The sequence below is a fragment of the Halobellus ordinarius genome, assembly GCF_031823395.1.
GTDB lineage: Archaea > Halobacteriota > Halobacteria > Halobacteriales > Haloferacaceae > Haloquadratum > Haloquadratum ordinarius.
The window spans coordinates 24,832-43,164 of record NZ_JAVQKJ010000013.1 but is presented as its reverse complement, the minus strand read 5'-3'; the positions used below and the strand labels follow the sequence as shown (position 1 = coordinate 43,164).

The window sequence follows — 18,333 nt, the reverse complement described above, 5'->3', positions numbered from 1 at the left end:
GGTTGCGGGCAATACAGAGAGTCTATGCAGCAGCGCGGTAACGACAGATCAGCCGACAACTCTTCCCGGCTCCCTCCCGCTTCGGCCACTTAAGTACTTCATAACTACGGCCGTTCGAGTGAATTTTTCTTCAGCCGTCGGCACCGCGCCAGCGGAAGTCTATGGTCGGATCAGGTGACCACTCTCGTACCGTCTGGATGGGGCTGGCCGTCGTCCTCGCGGGAGCCTTGCTTTTCGTCCTCTACTCGTTCGTCGGGACGTTCGTTCTCGGCGTGTTTCTGTACTACGCGACCCGCCCAATCTACGTACGCCTGCGGCGACGGATCCGACCGCCGACCCTGGCGGCAGCGGTGGCCCTGTTTGTGCTCGTACTGCCCGTCTTCCTGTTGTTCTGGTATACGGCTGCGCTTGGTCTGGGGGAATTCCGGTCGCTCGCCGAACTGGATCTGTCCGGCTACGAAGGGCTTCTGGGCCCATACACCGACTTCGCCGGTCTGATAGAGGAACTCCAAACGGTGCTCCAGACGCTGGTATCAGACCCTGACCAACTCCTGGCGGAATCGCGTCTACGAGACACCCTCACGGATGTCGTCGCAGCGATGACGGAGTACCTCGGAGTCATTCTCACCGGACTCCTCCACTTGTTTGTCGCGGTGGCGCTCGCGTTCTACCTCCTTCGGGACGGCGACCGCCTGGTCGGGTGGATCCGTGCAAACTTCACCGACGAAACGCTCGTCACCTACGGACGCGCGGTGGATGCCGACCTCAAGACTGTCTTCTTCGGGAATATTCTGAACGCACTGCTTATCGGGACCGTCGGCGCGATTGTGTTTTCGCTCCTTGGTGCGATCGCGCCGCCGGACGTCCCAGTTCCGGTCCCGATCCTGCTCGGTCTGCTCGCCGGAGCGGGAAGCCTCGTTCCAGTCGTCGGAATGAAGATCGTCTACGTTCCAGTGGCACTCTATCTCGCCGGCCTGGCAGTAATCTCCGATCCGCGGTTACTCTGGTTTCCGCTCGTCTTCTTTGCCGTCACGTTCGTCGTCGTGGACACGATCCCGGACTTGGTGATCCGCCCGTACGTCTCGGGGCGAAACCTCCACGTCGGTGCGGTGATGTTCGCATATATCTTTGGCCCGCTACTGTTCGGGTGGTACGGGCTCTTTCTCGGACCCCTGCTTCTCGTCGTTATCACGGACTTCGCACGCGTGGTGATTCCAGATCTGTTCGGACCGAATGCGGAGACGGTGTCGACGTCGCTGACAGACGATCAGTTTGATCGAGAGAAAGATCCAGCGACGGCCGAGGGTGATGCTCGTGACCCTGATAGTGTGCCCGGGACCGACGAACCTGGACAGGCCGACGAGGAGCCTGATTCGGCGTGAACCCGTTCACTCGCGGTCCCGCTGCGTGCCCGGTGGTACGTCGTTGCAGACCGTCGGCGATGCAAGATTCCCACCCCTCCCTCACGGCTGGTTTGCTGCTCGCGAGTCGACTCACCCGCGTCTGATGTCCGCGCCCTCGTCGATCCGCCCGGACACGTACGTACTGTCGCCGACCGTCGCGTTGTTGCCGACCACGGCGCCTGGCTGGATGGCGACGTTGGCTCCGATTTCGACGTTGTCGCCGAGCAGTCCGCCGAACGTGACCTCGTGGTACACGCGGTCGTTGAGGACGACGTCCGTCGTCCCTCCTTTTACCGTCGTGTTCGGGCCGATCGTGGTGTTGGCGCCGACGATACAGTCTGTTACCACGGCGCCCGGCTTAAGTGTCACATCAGATAAAATAACTGCGTTCTCCACGATCGCACCGGGGCCGATGCTGACGTTGTCCCCGAGTGTGACGCCACGGAGTACCGCGGCTTGCGGGTGGACCGCGACGCCATCGCCGACGATTGCGGCCTCCACGACGACGGCGGTGGGATCGACGTTTGCCGACTCGGAGTCCACTGGCCCCTCGGCGGCGATCAACGAGTTGTTCACTTCGAGCAGGTCCCAGGGCTCGGAGACGTCGAGCCACATCCCGCGATACGTGACTGCCTGGAGCCGCTGTTCCGCGAGGAGTTCCGAGAGCGTGTCGGTCAGGGCTTGTTCTCCCTTGCTCTCGGTCTCCCGGATCGCCGCGAAGATATCCGGCGCGAACGCGTAGACCCCGGCGTTGATGAACTCCGACGTCGTGAGCTCCGGAATCGGCTTTTCCTCGATGGTCTTGACCTCCCTCCCGTCGAACTCGACGACGCCGTATCGACTCGGTTCCGGAACGCGGGTGGCACTCACGACCGGCTCCGTTGTCTCCCGGTGGCGTTCCCAGACGCGTTCGATCAGTTCCGCGTCGATGATCCGATCGCCGTTCAGCGCGAGAAACGACTCGCCGATCACCGATTCGGCCTGGAGAAGCGCGTGACCGGTCCCGAGCTGGCGTCCCTGGACGACATAGGAGATATCGAAGGCCCATCCCTGGCCGTTGCCGAAATAGTTCTGGACGCGCTGGCGGTTTGCGCCCACGACGAGCAGCACTTCGTCGACGCCCGCGGCCTCGAGTGCGTCGAGGACGTGTTCGAGGATCGGCCGGTTGGCGACCGGGATCATCGGCTTCGGCCGGTTCTCGGTGAGCGGCCACAGTCGCCGGCCCTTCCCCGCCGCGAGGACGACAGCTTTCATCGGTACTACAAATCCGACCCGCGTGCATAGCTCTTGTGTCAGACGTAGGTAACAACACTCTTTTCGACATATCGTCGATAGAGACGTCCTACTGCGGCACACGGATCTGGCAAGAGAGATCTATTCACTGCGGGCTTCCCTCGACCGGGTCGTCTAACCGGAATTTCTATACATCTCGTTTTTAATCCCTCTATATGTCGCCAGACTCGGATCCGACCGAATACAAGGTTGGACGACTTATCGATAAGTACGATCTTGACGGTCTGGGTCGAGAACTCGAAGACCGTTGGCTCGGTCGCGGCTACGAGTCACAGAGTCTCCGCTCGCTGGCCGATTGGTTCAATAAATATCTCCTCGAAGAGAAGTTCAATCGGGCAGGAGACCCCCCGATGGACGGGGAAATCGACAATATCTACCGACTCCTGACTGATGAGGAAGTTACGTCGGGAATGCGTCTCGACGCGGAAACCGCACTGGAGGAGAAAGATATCGATCCGGAAAATACTCGAAAAGAATTCGTCTCCCACCAGTCTGTGTACGTGTACTTGACTGAACACCGAGGTGCATCGAAACAGCGCTCGTCGGAAGATCGAATCGGGAGCGCCCGCGATACGATCCAACGACTGCAGAGCCGACTCATCGCGGTGATCGAAAACCATCTTGAGCAACTCCGTAACGCGGGAGAACTGACGATTGGAGAGTTCACTGTCCTCATCGACGTTCAGATCCTCTGCGAGGACTGTGGTTCCAGTTACTCCCTCACCGATCTGTTCGACCGTGGTGGTTGTGACTGCGAGTAGGATATCGCGTCGGTCGTGACCCAGGGTAGCGTCCAAGCAGATTTTCGTCGCAGGATACGATCTCTGCGCACCGGAGTACTACAACTCAGCCTCGCGCTCAAACGCCGCAGCAAGCCGGTCATACATCGCGTCGCGAAGATACTCACGCCGCTTTTCCTCGGAGAGGTAGTTCCGAAACACCACCATCGGGTCGCTGCTGCCCTGCTCGTGGGCGACACTCTGGAGGCGGTCGATAACCGTCTCGACGGCGTCAGCGTACGCGCTGTACCAGAACCGACGCCCCATCTTCGAGGTCGGGCGCTCACCACGAACGCGCACATCTGCACGCGCGGCGGTCGACTTGAACCGCCGATTGAGCGTCTCGCCGGTCACGTGCTCACGGCGGGCGTCTGGTGAGGGGAACAGATACCCTCCCCACTCCTCGCAATCTGAAAGCTGAGCCATCCGATCTCTGAGAACATCCTGGCCGTAGATCAACGCGACTGTCCCAGGGCCGTTCTTCCGCGTGTCGAACGTCAGATACGGTGAATCGGCCTGTAGTTCGACGTTCGCGGTGTGGAGGCTTGCCAACTCACTCCGGCGTAAGCCCCACGCACACAACCCGAGGACGATCAGTTGCTCTTCGGTGTCCTCAGCAGCAGCCACGAGGGATCCGACCTGTGCGGGCGCAAGCGCGGGGTTGTCCCGCTTGGCGACGTCCCACTCGTGGTCGTATCGAACGGGATTGAACGCTCCGTAGCCGCGGTCGACGAGCCAGCTGTAGAGATCGTCGATGTCGGATCGATACCGGCGCTTCGAATCGTTGCTCTCGAGTTCTGTATCGAGCACGTCGAAGACGGCTGTGACGCGCTGAATCTCTTTGGGCTGGTCGGTCACGTCGGTGATCCGAGAGACGATCGCTGCCGTTCCGTGAAGACCTTCGTAGTGGCGGAGAAACTGCCCCAGCCGGGAGCGCTTCGACTGAAGGGTACTCTCCGCAGCCGATCCCCGTTGTTGTGACCGGAAATACTGTTCGAGGTACTCTATCGTCTGCTCGTTGTCGATCGGCCACGACGGGTTGTCTGCTGAGATGTCGTCCCCGAGTCCAACGGCCTGCTCGAAGAACTCCGAGAGCGTCGTCCCGTGATGTTCTCGAACGGCGTACTGTAGCCCGCTGTACCCGTGGTCGACGAGCCACTGGTAGGAGGGGACCTCCTGGTTCGGATCGTATCCCTCGCGCCGGCGTTCGGGAGCGATTTCGTGCTCGTAGAACTCGACGAGTTCGTCGAGTGACTTCCTCGACCAGTTGTAGGTTTGTTCACTCACGAGGATCTCAGGGGAGAACCCCGCGTGCTGCCTCCTGTGGTGATTCTAAGAGTGGTGATTTCATGATGTAGCGTCTATCTAACAGAATAACAATGGTATTAGTTATACGCGTGTCTCCATCAGACACGCGAAATAAGTAATAGATTCCGATTCGGATGCAGCGAGGTAATAAACCGTATTACGATATACGAAAGCCGAACCGCGCGTAAGCCACAGATTCGGAAGCCTACAAACCACTATTTCGATGACATACGGTAGAACCGGAACCAACTCCCAGGTCGCTATTCTGCTTCTTAGGAGAGATTGTTTGTAGCAGCAAAGAGTTCACCGTATTCCGTCTCACTCACTTGATCACAATACTTCTATGTATGGGTAGACCGGAGGGTAACGTACCGTGTAGCCGCAAAACGGGTCCCAACCGCTCTGTCGCTACACACTGGAAACCACCCCACCAGTGGTGGTCACGAGACTGGTGACAACCCAATGTCCGGCGATCCAACAGACCAAGCACGCTCTGCGGCCGTCAAGCAACTCAAAGCGCTCGGTCTCAGTACCTACGCCGCCCGAACGTTTGTCGCTCTCGTCAGCCTCGGCGAAGGAACCGCCCAGGACGTGAGCGAAGTTGCCGACGTGCCCCGAACGCGCGTTTACGATGCGGCCGACGAACTCCATCAGCGTGGCCTCGTCGACGTAAAGCAGTCGAATCCCAAGCGATACTGGGCGATATCGCCGGAAACGACCCGTCGTCACTTCGAACAGGAATACGACCACCGCGTCACTACCCTTGAAGACGCGCTCGACGCACTCGACTCCGAGACCCGAAGTACCGAACAACGAGGCGTCTGGTCAGTGACCGGCCGTGACACGGTAGCCGAACGTGTGGTCGATTTCGTTTCGACGGCCGAAGAGGAGGTGGTGTATATGACTATCGGGGAACTCCTCACCGATGAACTCGCAGAGAGTCTGTCGACGGCGAGCGACCGCGGGGTGTCGATCCGACTCGCGGAGATGTCCCAGTCCGCTGAGGCCCATCTTGAACAGCAGGTTCCCGACGCGGAACTGTTCGAATCGCTGTGGAACTGGTCGGACACGCCGGCCGGTCGCCTCCTGATGGTAGACGAAAAAAAGACACTCGTGAGTGTACTCATCGACGGCAACGGTGAACACCCGCCCCAACCGCGCGACGAAACCGCCATCTGGGGTACTGGTCGGACGAACAGCCTCGTCGTCGTTCTCAAAGCACTCTTCACCTGGCAACTCGACAGCGGACGCGAGTAGACTGGAGATTCTTCACTCTGATAATCACAACATATCTATATGGGCCCCGCCCTAAATCTGTGTATAATGGGGGATCTGGTGGTACGTTCAATCTTCTGCCGGTCCTCACACGATCAGTCGACAATCTATAATGTCATACGACAAAAATGAAGAGAGTGGTTCGGACATTCTCGATTCGGCCACCGACACAGACACGCACTCGACCACAGTCCGTCACGATTGGATTCAGCACGACGAACTCAGTGTGACGGTTGTCGAAGCAGTCACAGCCGCTACGGACCGAGCGACGACTGACCTCCCGCCACTCCAGCGGGCCATCGACCCTGATGCGCTCGACAGCCTGCTCAGTCAGGGACAGTCGTCGTCAGTGACAGTCTCGTTCGAATACGCCGGCGCTGACGTCTGGATAACCGCGAATGGCACCATCCAAGTTCAGATCGATGGAGAGCCCTCGGGAAGAGACGACCGCCGAGACTGATGCCGGGGACTATAGTAGCGTTTGCAAGTCTTCGCTCACACGATCGCACGACAGCGTGCGATCGGATGAGTAATCAGTTGCAAACGCTACTATAGCCGAAAGGGGACGCGAACTCAAGAACAGATGCCGTTTCGGGACCGTATCTCGCGGATGCCTCTTTAGCCAGCCGACGGTCGTCGTTTCGGGCGCTTCAGCTACTGTGGGATATCTGTCGCTTGATAAAGACTGTGGTAACTGCTTACTGCCAGGGTGTTATAGAACTCTCGCCACGGTGTTTATTTCACGTTCTCACAACCGAATCAGCCGTAAGATTCTGTGTGCGAGTTGAGCATCCGCGAGCGAACGTAGTGAGCGGTTCACCGACGAAGCCGCCGAAGGCGGCGGAGTCGGTCACTTTTTGGTCCAGATTTTTGCAAGGAGTGGTCGCGCGCAGCGCGACCCGACGCAGCAAAAAGGTGGGCTGAACTGAGCGATTCCTGATCGGTGTGGGAACTCTCCGATGACATCCTCACAACGAGGTTATTGAACTTTTTCAAGGCATACGACTTCGAGCGACAGGCCGATCTCGAAGTCGCACTGAAGGGGCCTGTTCCCGGAGGCTTTTCCGAGAGTTGAGCACAATCTACCTCTATGCCGCCCTCCACGCCCCTCCTTCGACCAGATCAGTTCTTCGCTGAACGGGACATCGCCGCCGGACGCATTCTCATCGTGGTCTGCCTCCTCGTGTTCTCACTCCCGGTGGGAATCTGGGGTGTCGGTCAGGTACTCAAAGTACGGATTGACGGGACAGTGCTGGTCGAGAATCCGAATCGACCGTCCGAGAGTTTCTGCGAAGGTGCTCCGGCGTCGATGGACGTCGGGTGTGATGCACCGGCGCAGATTGAACAAAATGTCGACGTTGTCCTCTCTGAGGCTATTGGCCAACTCATCGGGCCGGCGTTCGTTGGGACTCTCATCGTGATCGTGTTAGTCGGTGGGCTACTGCATTTCGGATCGTGGGTGCTCGGCGCTGAGAACGGCGCGGCGGCATCGTTCGCCGTTGCGCTCTGGGGACTCGTCCCGTCCCTGTTCAGTCTGCTTTTCGGTATCGGTCTCCTCTTCGTCCTCGTCGATCCGATTACAGTGACGACAGAAACCGATCCCACAGTGTTAACAGAGCAGATTCAGGCGGATCTCAACCCGCTCCAACGGTGGAGTCCACTCATCACAGGGATCACGACGCTCTGGAGCGGCATCATTTGGCGATTCGGACTCCTCCACAAACGAGGCTTATCACCCGGTGAAGCGACAGGTGTCGCCGGGACTGTCGCAGTGACCGTTTGGTTTCTTTCATTCGTGTAGTACCCAGTGGAACGACACGACTGGACGCCCGCCGGTTTTGGGGGTCCGTGCTCTGTTGACCACCCTAGCCTCAGCAAATCCGTGAGTTCACGGTCGGGGTAATCAACTGTTGGATTACCCACGGAGAAGTTCTCGCGCGTCAGCCCGTGGAGGAAGTCAAGCGGAAGTAATTGTGACGAGACCCTCGGTTGAGTTGAAATGGATACGCTGTTCTTCCCTGACGGTCAGGTGAATATGTGCTATCTCGACCTCCGTCGCAGGGCGGAAGACTTCTACCAGTGACACGCGGGTTGTGAGATCGTCTGTCTGCACATACGGATCCGTATAATACCCAACGAGCGCAAGACCCTTTTCGGTCGATTCGACACGTGCCCAGCGGTGCTCAACCGACCCGGATCCGTAGCCAATTTCTACCGCTGCTAACACGGACTCCTCGAAATCCACATTTAACAGATGACTCCTCGTGCCCTCGTCAACAGCCGCTAAATCCAGCAAGGCATCGCGGGTTTGTTCACTCGATATGAGTTCTGCCCAGTAGCTCTCTCCAGATTCACCCGGTGGAAAATCCAATGTTGTTCGAGTTCGCTTCGTAGTGGTTCGACAGCATCACCATCCACGATTTGGGGATCGATTTCCCAATCTTCGGTCCAGTAGCCGATGTGGCCCTCTTCGTCCTATTTCACGTTTCGTGCTCCACCGACTGCGGCGGGGTCTTCACTCTGATTGTGATTACTATTCTAATCACATCCAACTGGTACAAAAAGTCTAATATCCAATTTTCTAGGATAGAAGGGACATATCTCCAGAAATTCAGATACAGGGGAGAGAATAAATCATATACTGATATATCATAACTGAAACCGCCGTTTTGACCCAGTTCCGAGAATAATCGCGAGACTGCAAGCGGATGGTCTCTCACACAATCTACATTATGTACAATACGTACAAAATCTAAATGATGCAGAGAATCGACCGACTCCGATGTTAGTCGTTCGTAGTTCGTTCGCTCAGCATCTCCACAACTTCCTGGACACGTTCCTCATCAGCTTCGATACCACGCTCCCGAAGAATCTGGAGGGCGACCTCATCACCGTGGTCCGCAATCACCCGGAGACACGCGTCTTGAAACTCTCTTCCCTCAAATTCGGGAACATCAAACATAGAGCACGCGGCAGTTACCGATGATCGCATCCGAGTAACGCCATTCCACGTCTCCTCCCGGACATAGAAGCCACGCATATCAGTCTCGTCAAAGGAGAAGGCCGGCCCACCGGTGGATTCGTCCGCATCCTCCTCATCCTGTTCGGGAACGGACTCAGTCTCGGACTCTGTGTTTTCTGTAGCTATCTCCTCATCCGGCTGCGGTTCATCGTCGGTGTCAGTACGTTCGTCGTCGTCTGATTCGACTCCTTCCTCAGTTTGTTTGAGCTGTTCAGCGACGTCCCCGAAACGGTCGTTCTCATTAGGCATAGCTGTGTTCCTCCACGAGATCCGCTAAGTGGTCGAAATTCGGGATCTGGTCGCAATCTTCGTCGAACTCCGAGACCGGCATTCCTTGCTTGAAAGCACGAGAAATCGCGGTCCGTTCGCGAACCCCTGGCTTCGGAATACTCTCGACAGTCTGTTCAGAATCATCGAGTGCATCGAAGATCTCTAGGTCGACACGAGCGTACTCAGGGACGAAGGAACCGAACTCTCTGTTGAGATTTTCAACGAGAGTTCGATGCTCGTTGTGTTGCCCCATCGTTTCGCGAATCATATTTGGGGTAACTGCGAGGATATCTAACCCGATATTCTGCCGAATTGGCGAGATCTGGCGTTCAATCATCTTATTGAGGCCGTTGATCGAGCCAGCACGAGGAATCAGCGGGATAATGACGCGCTGGACGGCGATGAGCGCGTTATCGGAGAGTTTTCCGCGGCCGCCCGCGGCATCAATTATCACGTAGTCATATCCGTTTTGGACGAGCGGATCCACCACGTTCCGCCGAAGCTTCACGTCTGCGAATCGTTCGTCCTTCAGCCTCGTCTCGACGTTCTCGAGCTCGTTACTCGACGGGAGGAGGTGAACGCCGAAGTCCGTCTCGATAAGCAGGTCTTCGGGGTCTTCACCGTCGATAAGGGCGTCACCGAGGTTCGCATCTCGATCGTACGCATCGTCGTACCCCAGCTGGGTCGTCATATGCCCGTCCTTATCCAGATCCAGTAGTACCGTCTCACGACCGCGAGCAGCGAGTCGCTCAGCGATGTTGAGTGCGATTGTGGATTTGCCTACGCCCCCCTTGAGCAACGAGACAGCTGCGCCAGGGAGTCCTTCAAACTCGTCAGCACTCACGGGCCAGCACCCCCGCGATAGGATTTTTACATTTTGTAAGCAATTTACATTGTGTAGATTTTGTAGATTGCGCACGCATCGTTGATAATGTGAGGTTTGCGTTGCCCATACGCGGTCCATAGAGTTCGCCCACCTTAATTCCGCGTCAGACAAATTGGGTACGAAATCTATACAATTTACATTTTGTACATTATGTGAATTGTGGTTACAATCCTCATTACTCGGCTTCTACTACATACGTAATCGACACAATCTGGATGATCTGCAGTTCGCACACATTCATCGAAATTACCGCTACCATCATCAAGCAGCGCCGACAAGTGCAATACACGCAATCTACATTATGTACATTATTCATATGATGCAGAAAGTGTGCGATATCGACACAGTCTAGCCATTCAATATGAGAAATCGGAATGGTCCAGGTCAGTCGGAGCCACTCTAACCGAGGCTCTAGTAATACTTTGAACTGTCATCAGATTATTGGTAACTACCAGATGTACGATGTTCTCGATGACACGGCGGCGCAGACATCCTGTCCGTCGAGAGTGGTGACTCAATCCGCCCTGTCACCCAACACCTCCACACGCCGTACGAGACGGTGAAACAGGCCGTCGATCGGCTAGAAGATGCAGGCTACGCTTCCTATGACGACGGCCTCACTGTCGTCGACGAGCGTGTCCACGACGCAGCCCGCGAGCTCGTCGCTGCTAGCGCCGGTGTCAGTCCACCCTCAATCGAGGAGGCCTACATCATCCCACAGTTCGGTGACTGGCCGTTCGCGTTCACGCGAATCGACGCCCAGTTCCAGTCGGCGCTGGCGATGCTCGACCGGATGTTCCTGTACGTCCTGTCGAAACAGATAGTCCCAGTGGATGGTCAGATCGGTTGTCGGCGGGGGCTCTGCTGGCGTGTCGAAGCGATAGGTCGGATTGTACATCCGCACGGTCCGGTCAGCCATTGTCACCAGAGAAACCCACTCCAGCACGACCGCTGAAACCTATCACCGATAGGGGGTTTCAACAAGGCCTAATAACCCAACGCTGGGGACTCCTCCGGCCAGGCGGAGGAAGCTGTCAAGTGCAAGCTGTGTGCAGTCGCCGAAACGGTTATGCCTATATGTGCAGAACTTGCACATAGAATGGGCGCAAGCGACGACCCGCGACGGGTTCACTTCCAGTCCCCGGAGTATCTCGTCGACCGGCTGGACGCGATCGCAGAGCTCTTCGACACGGATCGGACGGATCTGCTCGTCGAGGCGATTCGCGAGTACATCGAAGACACCGCCGACAGCGAGACGTTCCAGGAACTCGTTGCGACGAAGTACTACGACGGCCAGCTCGAATTCGAGACGGTCAAACAGTTGGTCGGCGCCGAGACGGCCCAGCGCCTCCGTCTTCTCAAAGCGGACCTCGAGGGCGAACCACTCGATCTCGCTGCCCCCGACGACATCGACGTCTACGATGGCGACGCGACGGCGGTCGAGACCGCAGCCGACGACGAGGGATGAGCGGCCGGCAACTGCGAACGATCGTCGCCGACACCAGCGCGCTCGTCAGTCTCGCGGTTCCCCGAGCCGACGCAGCTGTCGACACCGATACCCCAGACCCGTTTCAGTATCTGCTCACGTCGTGTGAGGTGTTCGTGCCGCCAGAAGTGGTCGCGGAACTCCGCGATATCGTGCAGTATCAGGATATCCACGCCGCTGCTGTGAACAACGTCCTCGCAGCCCGTGGCTACTACACGATTGAGGACCCCTACGAGCGCGAGGATACTCCAGACTCGCGGCCGACGTTCGGTCTCGACGACGGCGAAACCGACGGGATCGTCCTCGCGAACGCGCTCGCCATCGATGGGTTTCTCACCGACGAGTTCGGCGGGACGAACTTCCCACTGATTCACGCTGTGCTACAGGGCCCGCGGATCGTCCCGACACCGCGGCTCATCGTCGACTACGCCCGGAACGGGCATCTGCGTCACGAGGAGGCTCGAAGGCTGATCACGACGATCGGCCCGCATCGTGGCTGGGAGAACAGTCCCTACATCACGCGATTGCTCCAACGTCTCGAAGAGTGACCGGCCTCCGGTGGCGACGCCGAACACCCAGCGCCGGCGACGCTCCCTGAAAGTCCTCGGCCGCTCAACGTCCTGCGACCGCGCGAGACTCGTCTCGCTGGCCCTCGTTCGGTTCGCTCACGAGGACGCCGCTGCGCTCCCCGTGCCTGCGGTGGTTGCGGGGTCGGGGGACGACCGAGACGGCTTCGCCATTTCTGAGTCCGCCGTAATAACAGTTAATTAGAGAGTTGTTGCGACAATCCAATCGTTAATTCGACATTTTCTTTCTCCAGTATTTTAAGTTGCTGTCTAGTAATGGACTCTTCATCAGCTATATCAGGTGCGAACAGGGAGCACGACGAGCAGTAATCGAGACCGCCGGAGCCGTGGCATACGACAGCCGTAACGCGCTACGGAATTGAGGTGTGCTATAGTAGCGTTTGCAAGTTTTTACTTACTCGATCGCACGACTGCGTGCGATCGGATAGGCAATCAGTTGCAAACGCTACTATAGTCCGGTGGCTTACACAACTGCAGCATCCGGATCCGCCGCCGCAGTGAGAAGATACCCCCTCAGTGGTCGCCATATCCGTAACCAAAGAGCGGGGACACACTGACGGAGCACAGCGAAGCAGTATACCGTCTGCTGCAGCAGTGACGAGCGAACAGTTCGGTCGAAGAACCGACTGGGCCGACCGGCACTGCGGCAGGAGCAAGGACAGCACAGAAGAGTCCAGAGCGACAGAAGAACGTATGACCGGTGAACCATCTGCGGACGTGCCTGAGAGTGGCGTGCCAACTATCACGTGTACGCGGTGTGATCGTGAGTGGGACGTCGGTTTCGAGCTTGAGGAACTATACGCTGGAAACCGGGCTGTCGAACAGTTCGCGCTCGATCACGAACGGCATACGGGTCATTTTCCCGACGACGTGACACCCTGGATCGTTGACTGTCGGCAGTGTCCGGATGGCGATCAGTATCTTGAGGAACGGCCTGCTCGTCGGTGGGCGAAGGTCCACGCTCGGCACACGAACCACACGGTGGACTTGCAACCGCCGGCAGACCAGGGTCCGACTGAACGGATCACTGTAGAGTGAACTGGACCCAAAAACTGCTACGCAGGCACAGCTATTCGACAGAGCAGCTGAATCAGGGGGTAAGTCGGACCTCAGTGCTATTGACGCGGTCGTACGTCCACGTCAGGCGAACGCGTTCGCGGCCACTGACGCCGTCGCCATCACTGTCGTGAAGGATGCTGAACTCGGCTTCGAACGCCCAGACGAACCCGCGCTGGTCGACGATAGCCGTCATCTCGTAGTCGGTGACTGTTACGGGGAGCGCGGCCGGTTGGCCCGTGCCTTGGAGTCGGTAGCGCTCTCCTGAGGCGTCTCTCCCGGCGGCAGTGACCGAACTCTCGGGGGTGGCAAGATACGTCCGAATCATCTCAGCCGGCCGTGTGAACGGTACCGCTCGCGGTGTCGCTGTCGGCTCCCGGTCGTCGATTCGGCTGAACTCGTCACTGCTGTTCTCTGCTACGTAGCGGTCTTTCCCGTCGAAATAGACCGTTCTGAGTAACGACCGGTTGCCCGCTGCCCGTTCGCGGCTCGCCCGGACGGAAATCCGCTCGCCCTGAACGCGCACGTCGACGTCGTACTGTACTCGTCCGGTAGACCCGGTTTCAGGGGCGTAGTAGTCGAACCAGATAGTGTAAGACGCCGTATCCGAGACGGCCGCTGCGTGTGCCTGTGCGAGGCGACTCGCGTTGCTGATGCCCGTATCGCTCACGCCGGGCACGGTTGATGGGTCGACGCCGCCAGCCCCAGTCGAGGTCGATCCGCCCTCGGCCGTCGAGGTCGCGGACTCGTCGCTACCTCCGTTCGTCAGTGTCCCACCAGTGACGGCCGCCTCGTCCGTCGTTCCGCTGCCAGCACCCGGACCGGCCAGTCCGAAGACCGCGCCTGCCCCGACAGCCACAACGAGCGAAGCGATAACGACCGCCGCCACTGTCCTCGTTTCGAGTCCCCCAACGGTCCGGCGGACCCGCTCCCGCGGCGGGAACCTCAATGCTTCGGGCGCCGCGCCGAAATGGCTCTCGCAGAGGTCGGCGGCCACATCGCGCTTGAGGGCGTAGCGGAGCATCTCGATCAGGTCAGCGGCGTCAAGGAAACGTGCGCCCAGTTCCGCAGCCAGTGTCTCTCCCGCTCCCGAACGCCCCGCCGCGACGACGATGTCTACGTTGCGGACTATCTCGACAGGCCGCGTCGTGGCACGCCTCGTCAGGACATAGAGCACTTGTTTCTTCCCGCCACGGCGTGCGATAACGTACGCTCCTTCGCGGTTTGTCTCGAACCCGCGGGCCGTCCAGAGGTCGGTGACGAAGTCCGCGAGACCCTCGCTATCGAGACAGCGCACGTGCGCTTCGAGAACGCCGGGGTCGGTCCAGCCCATATGCGCCTCGACTCACTCTTGGTATGCTATCAACAAACGTGTGTCGGGCCCTCACAAGCACGTGTGCCGCCAGAATATGATAGTACCGTATCGAATACCGGTCTCTAAGCTGATGTTAGGCGTCGACGATTGTGGGATCATCCCCGTCAGCAGTCGAGAAACCGAGTCAAATTGGACTCCCCGCGAAGACATCCCTCTGCAACACGGTAGTAATCTGGTCCCATTTGCGTGGCACACGATGTCACGGGTGGTTTGGTTGAGCAAGACAGGAACTTGTGTCGATCAAACACACCGAAAACGCCGGGAATCAACCAAATAATTGGCCAGTTCAGGGATTCGGCATAGCGGATATATGAGCCAAAGATCAGGGACACAGTCTCGAAGACCGCAGCCAAGAGTTGCTCGCAGCGGTACCGTCGACCCTGATCGAGCCGCCGTCAAAGTCGTTCCAACTTTTGAAAGATCTCACCGTGCTGCTCGCCGACCGAGGACGAACACGAGCAGTGCCATAAGGGATGCACCCAACCCTGTTTCAGCAGTTGCGATCCAACGGCCCCACCCAATCGGTTCGAAGCCACCGAATCCCAGAGTCGTAAACGTAAGCGTGCTGAAATAGAGTGTATCAGGGAGAAGAGACAGATACTCTGGTATCGTCGCCGGTTGCGCAGCTCCGCCCGCGCTAGCTGATTTAATTCCACCAAGCGGGTAGATCAGGCCGCCAAGCACGATGACGAACAGTGCAGCCGCCAGTATTCGCCAAGGGCTCTCCCCATAGAGCAACGTCAACCGGGCGACAGATGCACGTACCCACCGACCCCAGAGCCGAAGTGCGAGTCCGGGGGCAGTCGTCGCCTCCTCCGCATAGCGTTTCCAGTGCATATCCTGACGCCGGACGAACGCGCGTGCCTGTAGCCCGGGCAATGAATTCTCCCGGGCAACCTTCTCGATAGTGTGGTACGTCCGTGCCGCCTTGCGATACCGCTCTGAATTCCCGGCGGCCGATTGATCAGTCTCCTCTACGATATCGCCGCGACTGCCGCTCGCCTCCGATCTTTCGTTCTCACCGGCTGCATTCTGGGAAGCCTGAACTGGGCGCAACGGTAGATAAGCGCGAATAGCCGCCCCGAGTCGACGTCGGCGAGACTCTGGACCGCCCTCGAACATCGGGTCGGCGCGCACTCGATTTCCCCGGGCGGATTCCTCCTTGTGAAAGGAAATGAACGAGGTTGTTTCGTCGATGTGTGCACTCCCAAAGAGTGTCCCGTCCAACTCCGCACCGTAAAAGTCCGCTCCGGAGAGGTTCGCACGGGAGAAGCGAGCCTGTTCGAGGTCAGCCCCGGAGAAATCGGTCGCCTCGAGGTTCTGTTCGGAAAAGTCGGCTCGGCGGAATCCCATCCCGGATGGGACGAAGTCGAGGGTCACACCAGTTAAGTCACTCTCGGTAAACGACACCTGTCCTGGATCACGGAGGCGGACATCGGCCAGGCTGAACCGGCCAACGGAATCGAACGTGACTGCATCAAACTGAACCGGTCCACTCGACTCGACCCCAACGTGACTGAAATACACACCATCGAGATCTCTGAACCGTGCGTCGACGAACGAGACCGCCCCACCATTCGTGAATTCAGCAGCCATAGCGTCATACCGAGCCCCAAAACTCACAGAGCCATCGCCGGTAAATCGCGTCTCGTCGAAATCGACCGCCCCGTCACACGCGAATTCTACACCCGGGAAGTCGACATCCTCGCCACACTCGAAGTGGGCGGCAGAGAAAACCACGTCTCCAGCGTTCGTGAACTGGGCCGGATCTTTGCCCCGCTGTGAAAACGAACCGAACCTGAGCGTGCCGTCGTTCTCGAATACGGTTTCCCGAAATTGGACGTTATCCGAATTCTCGAACGTCGCCGCCTCGAATTTGACGTCTGCCGCGTTCGTAAACTGTGACCCGCTGAACCACACCTCGTCCCTGTTTTCGAACGTTGCTCCTCGGAAACTGACATCGCCAGCACCCGTAAATTGACAGTTGCGGAAACGGACGCTCTCCCCATCGAATCGCGTGTCCGAGAACTGGATTCGGCTGGCGGATAACTCCGCGTTGTCGAATCGAACGTCGCCGTCGGTGACGAACTGGACGTCGTCGAAGGAGAGACGCCCGCCGGCCGTAGCCGCAATCCGTGTCCAGTTTAGTGTGCCTTCAGCCTGGAGACTCGCACCGGTAAACAAAACGTCCGCCTCTGATCTGAGAGTTGCGTTGGTAAACGAGACTGTCCCATTACACTCGACTGAGAGATCCTGGAACGAGACGCGAGTGTCGCCGACGAGGGTGGTCCACCCGAAGTTTACGTCACCAGTACCTGCAAAGGTTGCGTCCGCGAAGGTGATTTGGCCATCGGTCCGGACCGACGTTTCACGAAACTCGATGTTGCCGGTACAATCGAAGGTCGCTCCCTCGAAGGTCAGGTCCCCATCTCCGTGCAGCTCGAATCCAGCAAGTACTCTCGCCTCCTCGCGGTGACCCGGTAGCTTTCGTTCCGAATCCACCGCGGCTAGGTCGGTCGTACTGGAGAAGTCGGCCTCACGGAACGAGACCGGTCCTGTTCCAAAGTTTGTCGCCAGCAAGTAGATTCGGCCGCCGTTACTGAACGATGCCTCACGAAAGGAGACCCCGGAACAGTCCTCGAACGTGGCTCTGGATAGGTCGACCGCACCCCGCCCAGTGACTCGTATCCGGCGGGCATCGAGTGGCGCCTCGAACGTGACAGTACTGAAATCGACGGGCCCCGTGAATTGGGCATACGTCAGCCGGATTGGTAGCTGCTCGTTTGGCTGAAGGCTGGTTTCGTCGTCAAGTTCGAGTGGGCCGAACGTCGCTCCGACGAATTCGGAGGTTGGGCGTGTCGCTTCGTGTTCGTCGACGGGGCCAGCGCTGTTAATCGCGTCGACGAATGCTGTCGTTTCATCGAGCTCCTCGGGTACCGCTTCCGGTGGCGTGTGAAAGATGCACAGTGGGTCGCCGCTCGTCTCTTCGCGATCGATAGCCTCGTGGGGACAGTGCCACGTATCCAGTTTCTCGGGTTCTCGATCGCGTTCTGCGGTGGCCCAAATTGGCTGCTGATCGAGCAACCAGTCTCCCTCGCTCTCACCGTGCCACTGTTCGGGGGCATCCCTGCGGACCTCGTACGAGCAACGTTCACCCGGCATCTATCGTACCACGACCATTTACCGGGCAACTGATAGCTATTGCCCCTGTATTAAATGATTTGAGTCAGGTGATTTTGACTGAATTACCGTTGAATCACATTTTCCCCATTAATCGATGGACCATTTCGGGCTGGGAACAAGGTAGGACGGGAACCGTTACAAAAACTGGTCAGCACACTCGCAAAGTTCGAACTCCCGATCCGTGAGTACATCCTCGTGGGTATGCCGCGTGGTCAATGACTGTCTGTGCTGTTCAGCCCACTCGTTCGACTGGTGGTTGTTATCTGTCATCAACCACGAGAACACTCTTACTGAAGATTGTAAGGCTACATATCGTTAATACACCAAATCAGGAACTGTTGAATATAGCCCACCTTTTTGCTGCGTCGGGTCGCGTTGCGCGCGACCACTCCTTGCAAAAATCTGGACCA

Annotated in this window: 15 protein-coding genes and 1 pseudogene; 9 read left to right on the top strand and 7 right to left on the bottom strand. The window is 58.0% G+C overall.

All coding sequences use genetic code 11. The features are described from left to right. Positions 1 to 161: 161 nt before the first annotated feature. On the top strand, positions 162 to 1,382 hold the full coding sequence (locus RJT48_RS17245) for an AI-2E family transporter (protein WP_311173581.1): 1,221 nt from the start codon (positions 162 to 164) through the stop codon (positions 1,380 to 1,382). Positions 1,383 to 1,493: 111 nt separating this feature from the next. Here RJT48_RS17245 and RJT48_RS17240 read toward each other — a convergent pair whose 3' ends face one another. Next, on the bottom strand, positions 1,494 to 2,657 hold the full coding sequence (locus tag RJT48_RS17240; RefSeq protein WP_311173580.1) for a sugar phosphate nucleotidyltransferase: 1,164 nt from the start codon (positions 2,655 to 2,657) through the stop codon (positions 1,494 to 1,496). A gap of 194 nt (positions 2,658 to 2,851) precedes the next feature. On the opposite strand from RJT48_RS17240, the gene rdfA reads away from it, so the two are divergent. Further along, complete coding sequence (rdfA, locus tag RJT48_RS17235; RefSeq protein ID WP_311173579.1) at positions 2,852 to 3,457, top strand: rod-determining factor RdfA; 606 nt, start codon at positions 2,852 to 2,854, stop codon at positions 3,455 to 3,457. A 78-nt stretch (positions 3,458 to 3,535) separates the two neighbouring features. On the opposite strand, the gene RJT48_RS17230 is transcribed toward rdfA, so the two are convergent. Then, positions 3,536 to 4,762, bottom strand: a complete 1,227-nt coding sequence (locus tag RJT48_RS17230; protein WP_311173578.1) for a tyrosine-type recombinase/integrase — start codon at positions 4,760 to 4,762, stop codon at positions 3,536 to 3,538. 483 nt (positions 4,763 to 5,245) lie between these two features. On the opposite strand from RJT48_RS17230, the gene RJT48_RS17225 reads away from it, so the two are divergent. The 3 genes from RJT48_RS17225 (at position 5,246) to RJT48_RS17215 (ending at position 7,859) form a co-directional block, all read left to right on the top strand. Beyond that, positions 5,246 to 6,040 carry a TrmB family transcriptional regulator gene (locus tag RJT48_RS17225; protein ID WP_311173577.1) on the top strand — a complete coding sequence of 265 codons (795 nt, stop codon included), beginning with the start codon at positions 5,246 to 5,248 and terminating at the stop codon, positions 6,038 to 6,040. 130 nt (positions 6,041 to 6,170) lie between these two features. Then, positions 6,171 to 6,518: a DdfA family disk-determining factor gene (gene ddfA / locus RJT48_RS17220; protein WP_311173576.1), complete on the top strand. Its 348-nt coding sequence runs from the start codon at positions 6,171 to 6,173 to the stop codon at positions 6,516 to 6,518. Positions 6,519 to 7,148: 630 nt separating this feature from the next. Then, the gene (locus RJT48_RS17215) at positions 7,149 to 7,859 is read left to right on the top strand and encodes a YIP1 family protein (RefSeq protein ID WP_311173575.1); all 711 of its coding nucleotides are present in this window, start codon (positions 7,149 to 7,151) and stop codon (positions 7,857 to 7,859) included. Positions 7,860 to 8,015: 156 nt separating this feature from the next. Here RJT48_RS17215 and RJT48_RS17210 read toward each other — a convergent pair whose 3' ends face one another. From RJT48_RS17210 to RJT48_RS17200, 3 genes are all read right to left on the bottom strand, one after another. Continuing rightward, entirely contained in the window at positions 8,016 to 8,303 is a 288-nt protein-coding gene (locus tag RJT48_RS17210; RefSeq protein WP_311173574.1) for a hypothetical protein, read from the bottom strand. 540 nt (positions 8,304 to 8,843) lie between these two features. Beyond that, complete coding sequence (locus tag RJT48_RS17205) at positions 8,844 to 9,329, bottom strand: DUF7970 domain-containing protein (RefSeq protein WP_311173573.1); 486 nt, start codon at positions 9,327 to 9,329, stop codon at positions 8,844 to 8,846. Next, complete coding sequence (locus RJT48_RS17200) at positions 9,322 to 10,194, bottom strand: ParA family protein (protein WP_311173572.1); 873 nt, start codon at positions 10,192 to 10,194, stop codon at positions 9,322 to 9,324. The genes RJT48_RS17205 and RJT48_RS17200 overlap by 8 nt, the downstream gene beginning before the upstream one ends. Before the next feature lie 497 nt (positions 10,195 to 10,691). On the opposite strand from RJT48_RS17200, the pseudogene RJT48_RS17195 reads away from it, so the two are divergent. From RJT48_RS17195 to RJT48_RS17180, 4 genes and pseudogenes are all read left to right on the top strand, one after another. Further along, a pseudogene (locus RJT48_RS17195) lies at positions 10,692 to 11,002 on the top strand (RNA polymerase subunit sigma-70); the annotation flags it as partial. A 333-nt stretch (positions 11,003 to 11,335) separates the two neighbouring features. Next, the gene (locus RJT48_RS17190; protein WP_311173571.1) at positions 11,336 to 11,704 is read left to right on the top strand and encodes a hypothetical protein; all 369 of its coding nucleotides are present in this window, start codon (positions 11,336 to 11,338) and stop codon (positions 11,702 to 11,704) included. Continuing rightward, entirely contained in the window at positions 11,701 to 12,270 is a 570-nt protein-coding gene (locus RJT48_RS17185) for a hypothetical protein (protein WP_311173570.1), read from the top strand. Before RJT48_RS17190 ends, RJT48_RS17185 begins: the two co-directional genes overlap by 4 nt. 732 nt (positions 12,271 to 13,002) lie before the next feature. Further along, positions 13,003 to 13,347 carry a DUF8062 family protein gene (locus tag RJT48_RS17180; RefSeq protein ID WP_311173569.1) on the top strand — a complete coding sequence of 115 codons (345 nt, stop codon included), beginning with the start codon at positions 13,003 to 13,005 and terminating at the stop codon, positions 13,345 to 13,347. A 52-nt stretch (positions 13,348 to 13,399) separates the two neighbouring features. On the opposite strand, the gene RJT48_RS17175 is transcribed toward RJT48_RS17180, so the two are convergent. Both RJT48_RS17175 and RJT48_RS17170 read right to left on the bottom strand, forming a co-directional pair. Then, complete coding sequence (locus RJT48_RS17175) at positions 13,400 to 14,698, bottom strand: hypothetical protein (protein WP_311173568.1); 1,299 nt, start codon at positions 14,696 to 14,698, stop codon at positions 13,400 to 13,402. Between the two features lie 465 nt (positions 14,699 to 15,163). After that, positions 15,164 to 17,902, bottom strand: a complete 2,739-nt coding sequence (locus tag RJT48_RS17170; protein ID WP_311173567.1) for a pentapeptide repeat-containing protein — start codon at positions 17,900 to 17,902, stop codon at positions 15,164 to 15,166. Between the last annotated feature and the right edge of the window lie 431 nt (positions 17,903 to 18,333).

Bases quoted from the DNA above. Each gene is read 5' to 3' on its own strand.
- RJT48_RS17245 (WP_311173581.1), top strand. From the start codon at position 162: ATGGTCGGATCAGGTGACCACTCTCGTACCGTCTGGATGGGGCTGGCC.
- RJT48_RS17240 (WP_311173580.1), bottom strand. From the start codon at position 2,657: ATGAAAGCTGTCGTCCTCGCGGCGGGGAAGGGCCGGCGACTGTGGCCG.
- rdfA (WP_311173579.1), top strand. From the start codon at position 2,852: ATGTCGCCAGACTCGGATCCGACCGAATACAAGGTTGGACGACTTATC.
- RJT48_RS17225 (WP_311173577.1), top strand. From the start codon at position 5,246: ATGTCCGGCGATCCAACAGACCAAGCACGCTCTGCGGCCGTCAAGCAA.
- ddfA (WP_311173576.1), top strand. From the start codon at position 6,171: ATGTCATACGACAAAAATGAAGAGAGTGGTTCGGACATTCTCGATTCG.
- RJT48_RS17215 (WP_311173575.1), top strand. From the start codon at position 7,149: ATGCCGCCCTCCACGCCCCTCCTTCGACCAGATCAGTTCTTCGCTGAA.
- RJT48_RS17205 (WP_311173573.1), bottom strand. From the start codon at position 9,329: ATGCCTAATGAGAACGACCGTTTCGGGGACGTCGCTGAACAGCTCAAA.
- RJT48_RS17190 (WP_311173571.1), top strand. From the start codon at position 11,336: ATGGGCGCAAGCGACGACCCGCGACGGGTTCACTTCCAGTCCCCGGAG.
- RJT48_RS17185 (WP_311173570.1), top strand. From the start codon at position 11,701: ATGAGCGGCCGGCAACTGCGAACGATCGTCGCCGACACCAGCGCGCTC.
- RJT48_RS17180 (WP_311173569.1), top strand. From the start codon at position 13,003: ATGACCGGTGAACCATCTGCGGACGTGCCTGAGAGTGGCGTGCCAACT.
- RJT48_RS17175 (WP_311173568.1), bottom strand. From the start codon at position 14,698: ATGGGCTGGACCGACCCCGGCGTTCTCGAAGCGCACGTGCGCTGTCTC.
- RJT48_RS17170 (WP_311173567.1), bottom strand. From the start codon at position 17,902: ATGCCGGGTGAACGTTGCTCGTACGAGGTCCGCAGGGATGCCCCCGAA.